Here is a 14,105-nt window from a genome sequence, read left to right as displayed (position 1 = left end):
TTACTCCAGCCCGTCCAGCAGCGCGTCGACCTTCTCTTTCGTCAGGTGCTCATGGTAATGGCCGTTGATGACCATCATCGGCGCTGCCGAGCAGGCCGCCAGGCACTCTTCTTCGCGCTTGAGGTAGACGCGGCCATCGGCCGTCGATTGCCCCAGCTTGCAACCCAGTTTCTTCTCGGCGTGCGCCAGCAGATCTTCGGCGCCGTTGAGCCAGCAGCTGATGTTGGTGCAGAACGCCACGTTGTGGCGGCCGACCTTCTCGGTCTCGAACATCGAATAGAAGCTGGCGACCTCGTAGGCCCACACCGGTGGCAGTTCCAGGTACTTGGCCACGCCGACGATCAATTCGTCGGTCAGCCAGCCCTGGTTCTGCTCCTGCGCAGCGTGCAGGCCCTGCAGCACCGCCGAACGCTTGCGGTCGGGCGGGAACTTGGCCAGCCAATGATCGATGTGCGCGCGCGTCTTGTCGCTCAGCACCACCTGCGGATCGACGTCGCGCGCCGCTTCGAAATTACCCGTCGCCTTCATCGGTCAACCTCACCGAAAACCAAATCGTAAGTACCGATCATCGCCACGACGTCGGCCAGCAAATAACCACGCACCACCGCGTCCATCGAGGACAGATGCGCAAAGCCCGGCGCGCGCAGATGCAGGCGGAACGGCTTGTTGGCGCCATCCGACATCAGGTAGCAGCCGAACTCGCCCTTGGGTGCTTCGACGGCGCAATACGTCTCGCCAGCCGGCACGCAATAGCCTTCGCTGAACAGCTTGAAGTGATGGATCAGCGCTTCCATGTCGTCCTTCATGCCTTCGCGGCTTGGCGGAGCGACCTTGAAATTGGTGACCATGACCGGGCCTGGATTGGCCCTGAGCCACTTCACGCACTGCTTGATGATGCGATTGGATTCGCGCATCTCGGCCACGCGCACCAGATAGCGGTCGTAGCAATCGCCATTGGTGCCGACCGGGATATCGAAATCCACCGCGTCGTACTTGGCGTACGGCTGCTTCTTGCGCAGGTCCCATTCGATGCCCGAGCCACGCAGCATCGGGCCGGTCATGCCCCAGGCGCGCGCCAGATCCGGGCTGATGATGCCCACATCGACGGTACGCTGCTTCCAGATGCGGTTGTCGGTGAGCAGCGTCTCGTACTCGTCCACACGCGACGGGAAGGTATTGGTGAAGTCTTCGAGGAAGTCCAGCATCGAGCCTTCGCGCGCTGCGTTGAGCTTCTTCAGCGCCCCACCCTTGTGCCAGCGCGATTCCTTGTACTTGGGCATGCGATCGGGCAAATCGCGATACACGCCACCGGGACGGTAGTAGGCAGCGTGCATGCGCGCGCCACTGACCGCCTCGTAAACGTCCATCAATTCTTCGCGCTCGCGGAACGCATACAGCATCACCGCCATCGCGCCCAGATCGAGCGCATTGGAACCGACCCACATCAGATGGTTCTTGATACGGGTGATTTCGTCGAACATGGTGCGGATGTACTGCGCGCGCTCGGGCGCTTCGATTCCCATCAGGGACTCGATCGCGCGCACGTAGGCGTGCTCGTTGCACATCATCGACACGTAATCCAGACGGTCCATATACGGAACCGACTGGTTGAACGGCTTGGACTCGGCCAGCTTTTCGGTGCCACGGTGCAGCAGGCCGATATGCGGATCGGCACGCACCACGGTTTCGCCGTCCATTTCCAGGATCAGACGCAGCACGCCGTGCGCCGCAGGATGCTGCGGGCCGAAGTTCATCGTGTAATTGCGGATTTCCTGCCTGCTTTCGACAGGATTGCTCGCGAAGGCATCGGTTGCCTGGCGGAACTCACTCACTTGGCGGTCTCCGACTTGCCCACTTCACCAGCGGCAGTCTCATAACGGGCATCGTCGCGAATCACGCGCGGCACACCGACGCGCGGCTCGACCGAGGTGACCGGCTCGTACACCACACGCTGGCGCTCTTCGTCGTAACGCACTTCGACGTTGCCGATCAGCGGGAAATCCTTGCGGAACGGATGGCCGACGAATCCGTAGTCGGTCAGGATGCGGCGCAGGTCCGGGTGACCATCGAAGACGATGCCGAACAGGTCGAAGGCTTCGCGCTCGAACCAGTTCACGCCCGGCCAGATATCGGTCAGCGATGCCACCACCGGCACCTGTTCGTCGGGTGCGTAGCAACGCACGCGCAGACGCTGGTTGTGCTGGTAGGAAATCAGCTGCGCGACCACCGCAAAACGCTGCTTGGGCATGTGTTGCGGATGCGCGCCGCCGGAGCTTTCCTGGCTGGGAAATTCGCCCCAGGCGAAACGGCCCACGGCCTTGCCTTCGACGCCGCGGCTGAAACCCTGCGACGACACGTCGGCGGTATCCCACTCGTCGCTGCCGTAACCCAGATGATCGACGCCGCACAGGTCGCTGAGCTGCTCGAAACCGAGCTCGTCGCGCAGGGCCAGACAGGTGGCATGCCAGTCGGCCGCAGCGACTTCCAGCGTCACTTCGCCGCGCGGCAATGCCACGGCGATCTGCGCACCGGCGAAACGTGCCGCTAGTCGGTCAGTGAAGGAGGATGCTTGCTCTGCCATGGGGGCTTGGCTGCTCTCGGTAGAAGAAGACGGGTGTCAGCGCGCGATCGTCTGGGTACGCCAGATCTTCTTCTGCAGCTGCAAGATGCCGTAGACCAGCGCCTCGGCGGTCGGCGGGCAGCCCGGGACATAGATGTCCACCGGCACGATGCGGTCGCAACCGCGCACCACCGAATACGAATAATGGTAGTAGCCGCCGCCATTGGCGCAGCTGCCCATCGAAATGACCCACTTCGGATCCGGCATCTGGTCGTAGACCTTGCGCAGCGCCGGCGCCATCTTGTTGACCAGCGTACCGGCCACGATCATCACGTCGGACTGGCGCGGCGACGGGCGGAACACCACGCCGTAACGGTCCAGATCCAGGCGCGAGGCGCCAGCGTGCATCATCTCGACGGCGCAACAGGCCAAACCGAACGTCATCGGCCACATCGAGCCGGTGCGCGCCCAATTCAACAGCGCATCGACGCTGGTGGTCACGTAGCCCTTCTCGAGCAGCGGGTTTTCGCCTTCCGGGCGCAGGATGTCTTCCACCCGGCCTTCCGGCATCGGGTTGGTCATCAGACGATCCAGGGTCTGAATCACTCCCATTCCAGCGCTCCCTTCTTCCACACGTAGATAAAGCCGAGGAACAACATGCCGACAAACAGGCCCATGGTGACCAGCGAGCGTGCGCCGATCTCCATGAACACCTGCGTCCACGGCACGATGAAGATGATTTCCAGATCGAACACGATGAACTGGATCGCGATCAGGTAGTAGCGCACGTCGAACTTCATGCGCGCGTCTTCGAACGCTTCGAAGCCGCACTCGTAAGGCGAGAGCTTGCGCGCATCCGGGGTACGCGGAGCGAGGAATCGACCGATCAGCATCAACACGATGCCGATACCGGTGGCGACGATCAGAAACAGCAGACTCGGCAAATATTCGGCCAGCACAGCGATTCTCTCTTGCCTCTGCCCGCACGCGCCGCGTGCCGGCATGGGGTATAGGCAGACCCCGCGCGCGGCATGCCGCGATGCGCAGGAACTGCAGCCAAACAATGGTGCCCAAGAGGGGACTCGAACCCCTACGACCTAAGTCGCTACCACCTCAAGGTAGTGCGTCTACCAATTCCGCCACCTGGGCATACGTTGCGCCGCTGGGCATCCCAGTGCGCAGCGTATTGTAACCGGCTTCAGCGTTTTTGTGCTGGTTCCGACGCGTTTTCTTCGCGTGCCGCAGGCGCTTGTTGCGCCGGTGCGGACGGGGCCGGAGCGGCAGGCGCCGGTTGCGACGGAGCGGTCGGAACCGCACCAGCGGCCGGAGCCTGCGGCAACGGCTGCGTCAATTCGCCCGCAGCGGCTGGCGCCGGCGTGGCCGACTGCGACATCACGCCCAGGTTCTGATCGGTGGGACGTGCGCCATGCGTGGCATACCACGCCATGAACAGGCTGATGCTGAAAAACACCACTGCCAGCCACTTGGTCGACTTGGACAGGAAGTTCGACGCGCCCTGCGAACCGAACACGGTGCCCGACGCACCAGCACCGAAGCCGGAACCGGCCGCCGCACCCGCACCACGCTGCATCAGGATCAGCGCAATCATCGCCAGCGCGACCAGCACGTAGACCACATTGAGGATCAACATCAGCATTTCGAAATCCGTCCCCGGACAAAACTTAATGGGTTAACAAGCGGCCGCCGCGCGTGCGATGGCCAGGAAATCTTCGGCGACCAGTGACGCGCCTCCGACCAGCCCGCCATCGACGTCAGGCTGTGCGAACAGCTCATGGGCGTTGTCGGGCTTGACACTGCCCCCGTACAGGATTGGCAGCGAATCGGCAATTCTAGCATCCGCCTTTGCGACTTCGCCACGCAGGAACGCATGCACGGCCTGGGCCTGTTCCGGGCTGGCGGTACGGCCGGTGCCAATGGCCCAGATCGGTTCGTAGGCCAGCACCGCCCGCGCGAAGCCCTCGCTCCCCACCGACGCCAGCACTGGTTCGAGCTGGGCACGCAGCACCGCCTCGGTCTGGTCGGCTTCGCGCTGTTCCAGCGACTCGCCCACGCACAGCACCGGAATCAGCCCGGCGTGGATGGCGGCAGCGAACTTGCGCGCCACCAACTCGCTGGTCTCCTGATGGTACTGACGGCGTTCGGAGTGGCCGACCAGCCCGTATTGCGCACCGACATCGACCAGCATGGTCGCCGAGACCTCGCCGGTGTAGGCGCCCTTCTCGTTGCTGCTGACGTCCTGGGCTCCAAAGGACAGGTGATGCGCTTCGAAGTCCTCGATGAGGTCGCCCAGGTAAGGCAGTGGCGGCAGGATGACGACATCGACACCCTCCAGGGGCATGTGCGCGGCGACTTTGGCCACCAGTTCGGTGGCGAAGGTGCGGCTGCCATGCAGTTTCCAATTTCCGGCAACGATCTTTCGACGCATCAGGTGCAGGTTCCTGAGTGGAAGACAGCCCACAGAATAGCCCATGCGTTGTCGGCAACCGGCACACTTCTGTCCATTGCCTGTCCCCTCCCTCCTGCAGCAGGAACCCGCCATGTCCGTTTCGCCTGTCTTCGCATTGGTCACTGGCGCCTCCAGCGGCATCGGACGGGAAATTGCGCGGGCTTACGCCAGGCGCGGTGTGCCGCTCCTGTTGACCGCGCGCCGGGTGGATCGGTTGCAGGCATTGGCCGACGAATTGCGCGCGCAGGTGCGAGTGGAAGTGCTGCCCGCCGACCTGGCCGACCCCGCGGCGGTGGAAACATTGGTAACGCAGATTCAGCGCAACGGCTGGACGGTGGGCACGCTGGTCAATAACGCCGGCTACGGCGTGCCGGGTCGTTATCAACATAACGACTGGGCCACGCATGCGCGCTTTCTGCAGGTCATGGTCGGTGCGGTGTGCGAGCTGACCTGGCGACTGCTGCCGATGATTCGCGCCAGCGGCCAGGGCCGCATTCTCAACGTGGCCTCGTTTGCCGCGCTGACACCCAGCGCCGATGGACAGACGCTGTACGCAGCCAGCAAGAGCTTCATGCTGCGCTTCAGCGAATCGCTGGCGCTGGAAAACGCCGACTGCGCGGTCAAGGTCTGCGCGCTGTGCCCCGGATTTGCGTGGTCGGAATTCCACGATGTGACCGGCACCCGCGCGGCGATGTCCGCCCTGCCCCGCTGGGCGTGGCTGCAGGCCGACGACGTGGCCGAGTACGGCATCAAGGCACTGGAGCGCGGCCAGGTGCTGGCGGTGCCGGGCTGGCGTTATCGGTTGGTCAACGCCGCACTGCACCTGCTTCCGCATGCGCTGGCATTGCGCCTGATGGCGCGCGGCTCGCATCGGGTGCGTCCATTGGATTAAAGACGTTGTGCGTCGATTGGCCGCGACATCGTGCACGTGCGCTTTCGCCCACACGCGTTTCCACGACGGCGGGCGGCTGACACCGCGGCGCCAGCAGTCGTCAGCCCGGATGGAATCGTGCGCAATCCCCACGGCACAGGCGTGACACATGCTGCACCAAGCATCGGGACTGTTCGCGCCTTTGCGGCGGTGCAAGCAGCCACCCTCAGTGGTTGACGATCTCGCCATGCATGGCGGCCAGCCGCGCGAGCAAGCGATTCTGCGTGCGGCGCGGAATCTGCCGTTGATCCATCGCCCAGTTCAGATCCTCGACCAGGGCGTTGAAGTCGCCTTCGCGTATCGCCAGATGCGCATGCGCCTGTTTCATCGACTTGGCAGTATCCGGGCACGGTCCGTCGCTGACATGGCAGAACTTCTGTACCAGGCGCTCGTTGAGCATCACGATATTGACGCGTGCGAACTTGTCGACGATGCGTTGATCGTCGGCAATACGCGACAACATGGTTTCCACCAGCGCCTCGATCCCGGCCTGTCCGCCGAGTTCGTCGTAGAGCGTGGGGCGCGGCTGCGTGGTGGCGCAGGCACTCATCAGGCCCAGCACGCACAGCAAGGACCAGCGCAGCCGTCGTTTCATCAGAACGCTACCTGCAAGGAAAGATAGGGACCGCGTTGATCGGTCAGCGTGGCGATATCGCCCAGCTCGGCCCAGGCAGCGGTCAACGACACACGCTTGCTGGGAAACCAGGCGACAAATCCATCCGCCCAGGCCTGCTCGCGCGCAAAACCCAGGTTGTTCGGCTTGTCGCGATATTCCAGACCCACCACCCACGACGGCGACAGCACGACTGCGGCACTGGCTTCCGCTACAAGCCGATAACCGTTGCGACGATCGCCGCCGAAGCCGAGCAAGCCGGTCTGATTGGCGCGGGTGGCGCGTAGCGTGCCGTTGAGCAGCAGCTGATAACCGCCCGCCCCTTGCAGCAACAACCGGCTGGCGCTGAGGTAGACATCGGTGCCGTGATCGTCGCGCGCGCCGATCGCCAACGGCAGCGTGCCATCGCGCAGCCGCTTGTATTGCACCCCCACGCTGACCTGCGGCGCCCGCCCGTACACCAGATCACCGTGCAAGCGCAGCTTGGCGCCGAACACATCCTGGCCGAGCGCATTCCACGGTAGACCCAGGCGATCCTGCAGCGTCCCCAGATCCAGCCGCTGCCGGGCCAGCGAGAGTTCCAGGCGGTTGCCGACAGTGAGCGCAGCGCCCTGCACATCGAGCCGGTAATCGCCGCTGTCCACATGCGTGGCGAACAGCACAGTGCCCAGTTCGTCGCGTGTGCCATAGCCGGACAACGTGGCCCACGGCACGATGCCGCCACCGCCGCTGCCTTCGATCGTCGACACCCCGCCGGTGGCGAGCAGACGCCCGTCGCCGGCGATGCCAAGCGCCGGTACCAGCGCAGCGGCGAACACGGCAACGGTCAGTGCGTTGCGCAGGCGCTGCCTCATCGGTGCGCTCCTGCCTGCGCCACCGGCGTCCTGCCGAGTTGACGCATGCACCAGGCCACCAACGGCGCTTCCTCCAACGGCGGCGCGTACAGATAGCCCTGCACCATGTCGCAGCCGTAGCTGCGCAACAGCCCCAACGCGGTGTCGTTCTCGACACCTTCGGCAATCACGCTCAACCCCAGGTTATGGCCCAGATCGATCGTGCTGCGCACGATGAAGGCATCGTCGGTGCCTTCTGCCAACTGCATGACGAAGCTCTTGTCGATCTTCAACTCGTTCACCGGCATGCGCTTGAGTTGAGCCAACGAGGAATAGCCGGTACCGAAGTCGTCGATGGACAGGCGCACGCCGACGCTACGCAACTGGTGCAGCATATGCAGCGCCGATTCCACGTCGCGCATCAAGGCGCTTTCGGTCAATTCCAGCGTGACGGACTGCGCCGGCACCGCATGCCCTTCGAGGCGGGCACGCACGAAATCGGGCAAGCCGGGGTCGGACAGATCCAGCGCGGACAGATTGATCGCCATCCCCAGCTCCAGTCCCTGCTTGCGCCATTTCGCCTGGCAGCGCAAGGCCTCGTCCAGCACGTAGCGGGTCAGCGAATGGATCACGCCGGAGTGCTCGGCCAGTGGAATGAATTCGTCCGGGCCGATCGCACCGAGCACCGGATGGTGCCAGCGCATCAGCACCTCGACCTGTTCGACCTGGTCGCTGCGCAGGCAGATCTTCGGCTGGAAGCGCAAGGTCAACTCGTTGTCGCCGACGGCCTGGCGCAAATCGCCGGTCAGGCGCAAGCGCCGCAGATGCTGCTCGTCCTGACCCAGCCGATACACGCTGGCGCCGACGGTGGTGACGTTGCCGCCTTGACGGCGCGCAATGTCGGCGCGCCGCAACAGGGTGTCCGGGTCGGCACCATGCTCGGGAATCAAGGCAATCCCGATACTGGCTTCCAGCTGGATACGTGCCTGCGGCAAGGCCAACGGGCGACGCAACTGCAGCAGCAGGCGCTGCGCATCCTGCTGCACGGTGGCCGCATCGGCGTGCGCCACCACCACCATGAATTCATCGCTGCCCAGGCGCCCGACCAGATTGGGCTCCTGCACCACTTCGGAAAGCCGACTCCCGGCTTCGACCAGCACCTGATCGGCAAAATCGTGGCCCAGGCTGTCATTGAGTTCCTTGAAGCGTTCCAGGTCCAGGATCAGCACCGCCGCGGTGCCGCCGCAGGCTACAGTCTGATCGACCACCTGTTGCAGCCGCTCCAGCAACCAGATCCGATTGGGCAGGCCGGTCAGCGCGTCGTGGCGTGCCTGATGCAGGATGTGCTGCTCGCGACTGGCGATCTGGTGCTGCATGCGCCCGAAACTGTCGGCCAGCTCGGCCAGCTCGCGGCCCGGCGGCACTTCGAGCGCGGTGTGGTAGTCGCCGCGCTGGATGCGCCGTGCCGCCTGTACCAGTTGCGCAACCGGCTTGCTCACACTGCGCGCCAGAAAGATCGCCACTGCGAGCGCGGAAGCGGTCGCCAGCCCGGCCAGCAGCAGGATGCGCAACTTGAGAATGCGATACGGCGCCACCGCGCGATCCAGCGATGCCTGCAACGCAACCCGCACATGACTATCGCCCTGGACCGATTGCAGTTTGACCAGATAACGCGACTGCCCCAGCGTCAATGGAATCGACGCCGCCTGCACATGCTCCGCGTCGGGCAACTGTCGCGCGAATTCGGCACGCGCCGCCGGCTCCAGGGTGGAGGCCAGCACGCGCACGGGTGGGCCATCGGTAAAGAAGGTGGCATCCAGCCCGGTGGTGCTACGGAAATCCTGCGCCAGGCCATCGCCGGATTCGTTGCCGATCGCGATCCAGCCCACGCGGGCGGGCGCCAGCACCTGCACCACCGCCAGCCGCACGATCTGCCGGTCCAACGCGACCACGCCAACCGCATGCCCATCGCGCTGCGCCTGCTGCAGCAAGACCTGCACTGCACGCAATTGCTCGGCCTGCGGGACGTCGGCCAGCCCGGTCAGGAATTCGCCATCCGGCGACAACAGCACGGCAGTCTGCGCCGACATGCGCGCGGCATGGTTGCGCAGTGCCGATTGCATGGTCGGCACATCGCCACTGGCCACCGCCGCGCGGAAACCGAAGTCGTCGGCAAGCACCGAGGCCGCCTGCGTCAGTTGTTCATCGCGCCGCACATTGATGCGTTGCCAGACGCGCTCGCCGATCAGCAGTTCTTCGCCGAGCTGCGCCTTGACGCTACGCTCGGTCGCCACCTGCACCGCGATGAAGGTCAACGCCTGCGTCGCGAGCACGACCAACACAAGCAAGGCCGCGATGCGGGTATGCAAGCGCATCGCCTTCACGGTTGCGGCTTCTTCGGATCGGCGCGGCGGAATTTATCCTGCAACGCGCGCACGCGCGGATCCGGCGGGGCGACCATCGGGGCGGCACCAGTGGTCTGCAGGACCACACGGCGCTGCACGGCATCGCGTGCGAGCAGCAATGGCTCGGCCGCCGGGGCGCCCTTGATGCGCGGATGCCATACCCGCAATGTGTAGCTGCCTGCAGGCGCATCGAGCTGCACGCGCCCGTCGCTGCCGGTCTTGCCGAAGTAAGGCGTTTCCAGCACCACGATATAGCCCAGCATCCAGTCATGGATATTGCAGCCAACGGTCACCAGGCCGGCTTGATCGAACCGCACCGGTGTCGCCGTGCTGCCCTGAAACAGCGGCAATTCGAAGCGTTTTGCGGCAGAGAACGAATACACCTGATGCTGGATCTGATCGTTGTTCGGAAACCGCACCAGGGTGCCGGTGCGCACCGCCAACACGGCCGGCACGAACTGCGAATTGACCTGATCCATCTCGACGGTCTTGGCTGCCGTCGCGGCAGCCGGACGCGCCGGCTCCAGGCTCACCACCGCATCGACCAACATGCCATTGGCATCGACCACGGTCACGCTGACCGCAGTCGCCATCGCCGAGGTCGCAACAGCGGCGGCCAGCAGCAAGCAACCAAACCCTACCCGTTTCACTCTCTGCTTTCGCATGAACCCGCGCCCCCATTGCACTCTGCAGCGGACGCCGGCCAAGTCCGACATCGCGCTCGCGATCAGACTGGGTTATCGGCCGAGGTGAACGCAAGCTTTAACCGGACGCGAGCGATTATCGGTGAATCAAACTGTGCAATCGGTCATTGCTTGCAAGGCGCGCATCGCTGCGCGCCTTGCCGTAATCGATGCAAACGGCGCGTTACTTCAGTTTGATTTCGCGCAGACGTTCTTCCAGAAAACCATGCGCGGTGATCGGCTCGGGATAACGGCTGGGATTGTCGGCACTGATGCACGAAGGCAGCACGTCGATCAGGAAATCCGGATTGGGGTGCAGGAAGAACGGCACCGAGTAACGCGGCTTGCGCGCTTGCTCGCCCGGCGGATTGACCACGCGATGGATGGTGGACGGATACACATGGTTGGTCAGGCGCTGCAGCATGTCGCCGATGTTGACCACGATGGTGTCGGCGTCGGCGGTGAACGGCACCCACTCGCCATCGTTGGAGCGCACTTCCAGCCCGGCGGCGCTGGCGCCGACCAGCAAGGTGATGAAGTTGATGTCGCCATGCGCGCCGGCGCGCACATTGGGAATGTCGTCGCTGGTGATCGGCGGGTAATGGATCGGTCGCAGGATCGAATTGCCGTGATTGGTCTTGTCGACGAAATAGTCCTGCGGCAGGCCGATATGCAGCGCCAATGCCGACAGCACGCGCGACCCCAGTTGATCCAGCTGCTGGTACAACCGATAGCCACGCGCGCGGAAATCGGGCACTTCGTCTGGCCACAGGTTCGGCTGCATCACCTCGCGGTACGGCGAGTCGTCCGGGATTTCGCGGCCGATGTGCCAGAACTCCTTCAGATCGAAATGCTTGGAATCCTTGGCGGTCTCCACGCCAAACGCGGTATAGCCCCGCGCGCCGCCGCTGCCGGGCACGTGATAGCGACGCTTCACCTCTTCCGGCAGCGCGAAGAACGCCTTGAACACGTCATACGCACCGTCGATGTCGGCCTGCGCGATGCCGTGATTGCGGATGCCGGCAAAGCCCCACTGCCGATAGGCCGCACCGAGCTGGGCGACGAAGGCGTCGCGGTCGCTGTCGAAACGGGTGATGTCCAGGGTCGGGATGCGGGCGCTCATACGGATATCTGCAGTCGAGGTCGAAAAGGGCGAAACAGCAATGGCCAGCCAATCAGATCAGCAGGCGATACAGCAGGTAGAACGTCGCGGCCTTGGCCACGACCACGCACACGCCAATGACGATCGACTCACGCCGCGTCACGCACTGCTCCGGAGAGTCGGTCGAGGGTGTCCTGCATCAGGCCGGCGTCGTCGGCTTCCACGGTCACGCGCACCACCGGCTCGGTGCCGGACGGACGCAGGAACGCACGCCCACGGCCCTGCACGGCGGCTTGCGCCTGCTGCAGCGCCTGCTGCACACCGGTCGCATCCACGATGGCCTTGGCCGCACCGCCCTGCAGCCGCACGTTGACGGTCTTCTGCGGCACCTTGGCCAGCCCACTCAAGGCCTCGCGCAGGCTGTGCCCATCGCGGCCCAGCGCTTCGAGCACCTGCAACGCGCTGACGATGCCGTCGCCGGTGGTGGCACGGTCCAGGCACAGCAAATGGCCGGAGGTCTCTCCGCCCAAGGTGCCGCTGCCTTCGACCAGGGCCTGGTGCACGTAACGGTCGCCGACCTTGGCGCGCTGGAACGGGATGTTCAATGCGGCCAGCGCCTGTTCCAGGCCGTAGTTGGTCATCAAGGTGCCGACCACCGTGCCGGTGAGCCGGCCGCTGGCCTGCCACGAGCGTGCCAGGATGTAGAGCAGGTCGTCGCCATCGACCGGATTGCCCTGGTCGTCGGCCATTAGCACGCGGTCGCCGTCGCCATCGAAGGCGATGCCGAGCTGGGCGCCACTCTCGCGCACCTTGGCGGCGAGGTTGTCGATATGCGTGGAGCCGACACCTGCGTTGATATTGAGCCCGTCCGGCGCCGCGCCGATAACCACCACGTCCGCACCCAACTCGCGGAACAGCATCGGGGCGATGTGGTAGGTCGCGCCATGCGCGCAATCCAGCACCATCTTCACTCCGTGCAGCGTGAACCCGCGCGGCACGCTGGCCTTGCAGAATTCGATGTAGCGGCCAATCGCGTCGCGGGTGCGGATCGCCTTGCCCAGGTACTCGGACTCCACCGTGTGGAACGGCTCGTCCAGCGCGGCTTCGATCGCCGCTTCGGTCGCGTCGTCAAGCTTCTCGCCTTCGGCGGAAAAGAACTTGATGCCGTTGTCGTAATGCGGGTTGTGCGACGCACTGATCACCACGCCGGCGTCGGCGCGCAGCGTGTTGGTCAGGAAGGCGATGGCCGGGGTCGGCATCGGGCCGATCAACTGCACGTCGGCACCTGCGGCGACCAGACCGGCTTCCAACGCGGCTTCGAACATGTAGCCGGAAATGCGGGTGTCCTTGCCGATCAACACCAACGGGCGCTTGCTGCGTCCCCGGGTGAGCACGCGGCCAAGCGCGTTACCCAGCCGCAATACGAAATCGGCCGAGATCACGCCCTGCCCGACCCGACCGCGGATGCCGTCGGTGCCAAAATACTTACGACTGCTCATGCGCTGCGGTGTTCCTGCCTAACGGGTGGACGCACGCGCCACGACGCGTGCGACGGTGTCGCGCGATCGCGCAACGACTCGGCTCATGCGGCCGCGTCTTGCGGATGCGGCTGACGCATCATCATCGTGGTCAACTCGGCAATCCGGTCGCGCAGGTCACGGCGGTCGCAGATCTGGTCGATGGCGCCGTGATCGAGCAGGAATTCCGAGCGCTGGAAGCCTTCCGGCAAGGTCTCGCGCACGGTCTGTTCGATCACGCGCGGGCCGGCGAAGCCGATCAATGCATGCGGCTCGGCGATGTTGATGTCGCCCAGCATCGCGAACGAGGCCGACACGCCACCGGTAGTGGGATGGGTCAGTACCGAGATGTACGGCAGGCCCGCTTCGCGCAGGCGACCGAGCGCGGCGGAGGTCTTGGCCATCTGCATCAGCGAGAACAGGCCTTCCTGCATGCGCGCGCCGCCGCTGGCGGAGAAGCACACGAACGGGCAGCCGACTTCCAGTGCCACTTCGGCCGCACGTGCGAAGCGCTCGCCGACCACCGAGCCCATCGAGCCGCCCATGAAGGCGAAATCGAATGCGGCAGCGACCAGTGGATTGCCCTTGAGCATGCCGCGCACGGCGATCAAGGCGTCGTACTCGCCGCTGCTTTTCTGGCTGGCCTTGATGCGCTCGCCGTAGCGCTTCTGGTCCTTGAACTTGAGCACGTCGACCGGGCCCAGCTGGGCGGCGATTTCGGTGAGCGGGCTATCCACATCGAACAGGGCCGACAGGCGCGCGCGCGCGCGGATCGCCATGTGGTGGTCGCACTTCGGACACACCTCCAGGTTTTCCTCGAGCTCGGGCCCGTACAGCGCGCTGCCGCAGTTGCTGCACTTCTCCCACAGGCCCTCGGGGACGCTGCGCTTCTTGGCCGGGGTGTTCTCGGTGCGGATGCCGGAGGGCATCAATTTGCTGAGCCAGCTCATGCGTGTATGACAATCCATGCAGGGCGGCCGCACGGGCCGCAGAG

The 14,105-nt window shown here is 64.7% G+C and carries 15 protein-coding genes and 1 tRNA gene; 1 reads left to right on the top strand and 15 read right to left on the bottom strand.

Annotated elements, in window-relative coordinates:
• The 8 genes from nuoE to tpiA form a co-directional block, all read right to left on the bottom strand.
• On the bottom strand, positions 1-528 hold the full coding sequence (nuoE, locus tag GGR62_RS04595) for an NADH-quinone oxidoreductase subunit NuoE (RefSeq protein ID WP_005991372.1): 528 nt from the start codon (positions 526-528) through the stop codon (positions 1-3).
• Entirely contained in the window at positions 525-1,832 is a 1,308-nt protein-coding gene (locus tag GGR62_RS04590; RefSeq protein WP_184406789.1) for an NADH-quinone oxidoreductase subunit D, read from the bottom strand. Before GGR62_RS04590 ends, nuoE begins: the two co-directional genes overlap by 4 nt.
• Positions 1,829-2,581 carry an NADH-quinone oxidoreductase subunit C gene (locus GGR62_RS04585; RefSeq protein WP_184406788.1) on the bottom strand — a complete coding sequence of 251 codons (753 nt, stop codon included), beginning with the start codon at positions 2,579-2,581 and terminating at the stop codon, positions 1,829-1,831. Before GGR62_RS04585 ends, GGR62_RS04590 begins: the two co-directional genes overlap by 4 nt.
• Before the next feature lie 36 nt (positions 2,582-2,617).
• Positions 2,618-3,172 (bottom strand): NADH-quinone oxidoreductase subunit B, encoded by a 555-nt coding sequence (locus tag GGR62_RS04580; RefSeq protein ID WP_010371165.1) that lies wholly within the window; start codon positions 3,170-3,172, stop codon positions 2,618-2,620.
• Positions 3,163-3,519, bottom strand: coding sequence for an NADH-quinone oxidoreductase subunit A (locus tag GGR62_RS04575; RefSeq protein WP_010371162.1), 357 nt, complete (start codon positions 3,517-3,519; stop codon positions 3,163-3,165). The genes GGR62_RS04580 and GGR62_RS04575 overlap by 10 nt, the downstream gene beginning before the upstream one ends.
• A gap of 105 nt (positions 3,520-3,624) precedes the next feature.
• Positions 3,625-3,709: transfer RNA gene (locus GGR62_RS04570), tRNA-Leu, on the bottom strand.
• A gap of 49 nt (positions 3,710-3,758) precedes the next feature.
• Complete coding sequence (gene secG, locus GGR62_RS04565) at positions 3,759-4,217, bottom strand: preprotein translocase subunit SecG (RefSeq protein WP_184406787.1); 459 nt, start codon at positions 4,215-4,217, stop codon at positions 3,759-3,761.
• 33 nt (positions 4,218-4,250) lie between these two features.
• Entirely contained in the window at positions 4,251-5,006 is a 756-nt protein-coding gene (gene tpiA, locus GGR62_RS04560) for a triose-phosphate isomerase (RefSeq protein WP_184406786.1), read from the bottom strand.
• Between the two features lie 112 nt (positions 5,007-5,118).
• Here tpiA and GGR62_RS04555 point away from each other — a divergent pair, with 112 nt between their 5' ends.
• Positions 5,119-5,919, top strand: coding sequence for an SDR family oxidoreductase (locus GGR62_RS04555; RefSeq protein ID WP_184406785.1), 801 nt, complete (start codon positions 5,119-5,121; stop codon positions 5,917-5,919).
• Between the two features lie 205 nt (positions 5,920-6,124).
• Here GGR62_RS04555 and GGR62_RS04550 read toward each other — a convergent pair whose 3' ends face one another.
• The 7 genes from GGR62_RS04550 to accD all read right to left on the bottom strand — a co-directional run bounded on the left by GGR62_RS04550 (position 6,125) and on the right by accD (position 14,061).
• Positions 6,125-6,553, bottom strand: coding sequence for a group 1 truncated hemoglobin (locus GGR62_RS04550; RefSeq protein WP_184406784.1), 429 nt, complete (start codon positions 6,551-6,553; stop codon positions 6,125-6,127).
• Complete coding sequence (locus GGR62_RS04545) at positions 6,553-7,425, bottom strand: DUF3034 family protein (RefSeq protein ID WP_184406783.1); 873 nt, start codon at positions 7,423-7,425, stop codon at positions 6,553-6,555. The genes GGR62_RS04550 and GGR62_RS04545 overlap by 1 nt, the downstream gene beginning before the upstream one ends.
• The gene (locus tag GGR62_RS04540; RefSeq protein WP_184406782.1) at positions 7,422-9,788 is read right to left on the bottom strand and encodes an EAL domain-containing protein; all 2,367 of its coding nucleotides are present in this window, start codon (positions 9,786-9,788) and stop codon (positions 7,422-7,424) included. Before GGR62_RS04540 ends, GGR62_RS04545 begins: the two co-directional genes overlap by 4 nt.
• Positions 9,785-10,474 carry a methylamine utilization protein gene (locus GGR62_RS04535; protein ID WP_184406781.1) on the bottom strand — a complete coding sequence of 230 codons (690 nt, stop codon included), beginning with the start codon at positions 10,472-10,474 and terminating at the stop codon, positions 9,785-9,787. The genes GGR62_RS04540 and GGR62_RS04535 overlap by 4 nt, the downstream gene beginning before the upstream one ends.
• 202 nt (positions 10,475-10,676) lie before the next feature.
• A complete protein-coding gene (locus GGR62_RS04530) occupies positions 10,677-11,615 on the bottom strand; it encodes an isopenicillin N synthase family oxygenase (protein ID WP_184406780.1) in 939 nt (312 codons plus the stop codon).
• Positions 11,616-11,743: 128 nt separating this feature from the next.
• On the bottom strand, positions 11,744-13,093 hold the full coding sequence (gene glmM, locus GGR62_RS04525) for a phosphoglucosamine mutase (RefSeq protein WP_184406779.1): 1,350 nt from the start codon (positions 13,091-13,093) through the stop codon (positions 11,744-11,746).
• Between the two features lie 83 nt (positions 13,094-13,176).
• Complete coding sequence (gene accD, locus GGR62_RS04520; protein WP_184406778.1) at positions 13,177-14,061, bottom strand: acetyl-CoA carboxylase, carboxyltransferase subunit beta; 885 nt, start codon at positions 14,059-14,061, stop codon at positions 13,177-13,179.
• Positions 14,062-14,105 lie beyond the last annotated feature (44 nt).

The organism is Xanthomonas sp. 3075 (assembly GCF_014197275.1).
GTDB lineage: Bacteria > Pseudomonadota > Gammaproteobacteria > Xanthomonadales > Xanthomonadaceae > Xanthomonas > Xanthomonas campestris_B.
Note: the sequence above shows the minus strand (reverse complement) of the source record. Positions and strands in the feature narration are given on the sequence as shown.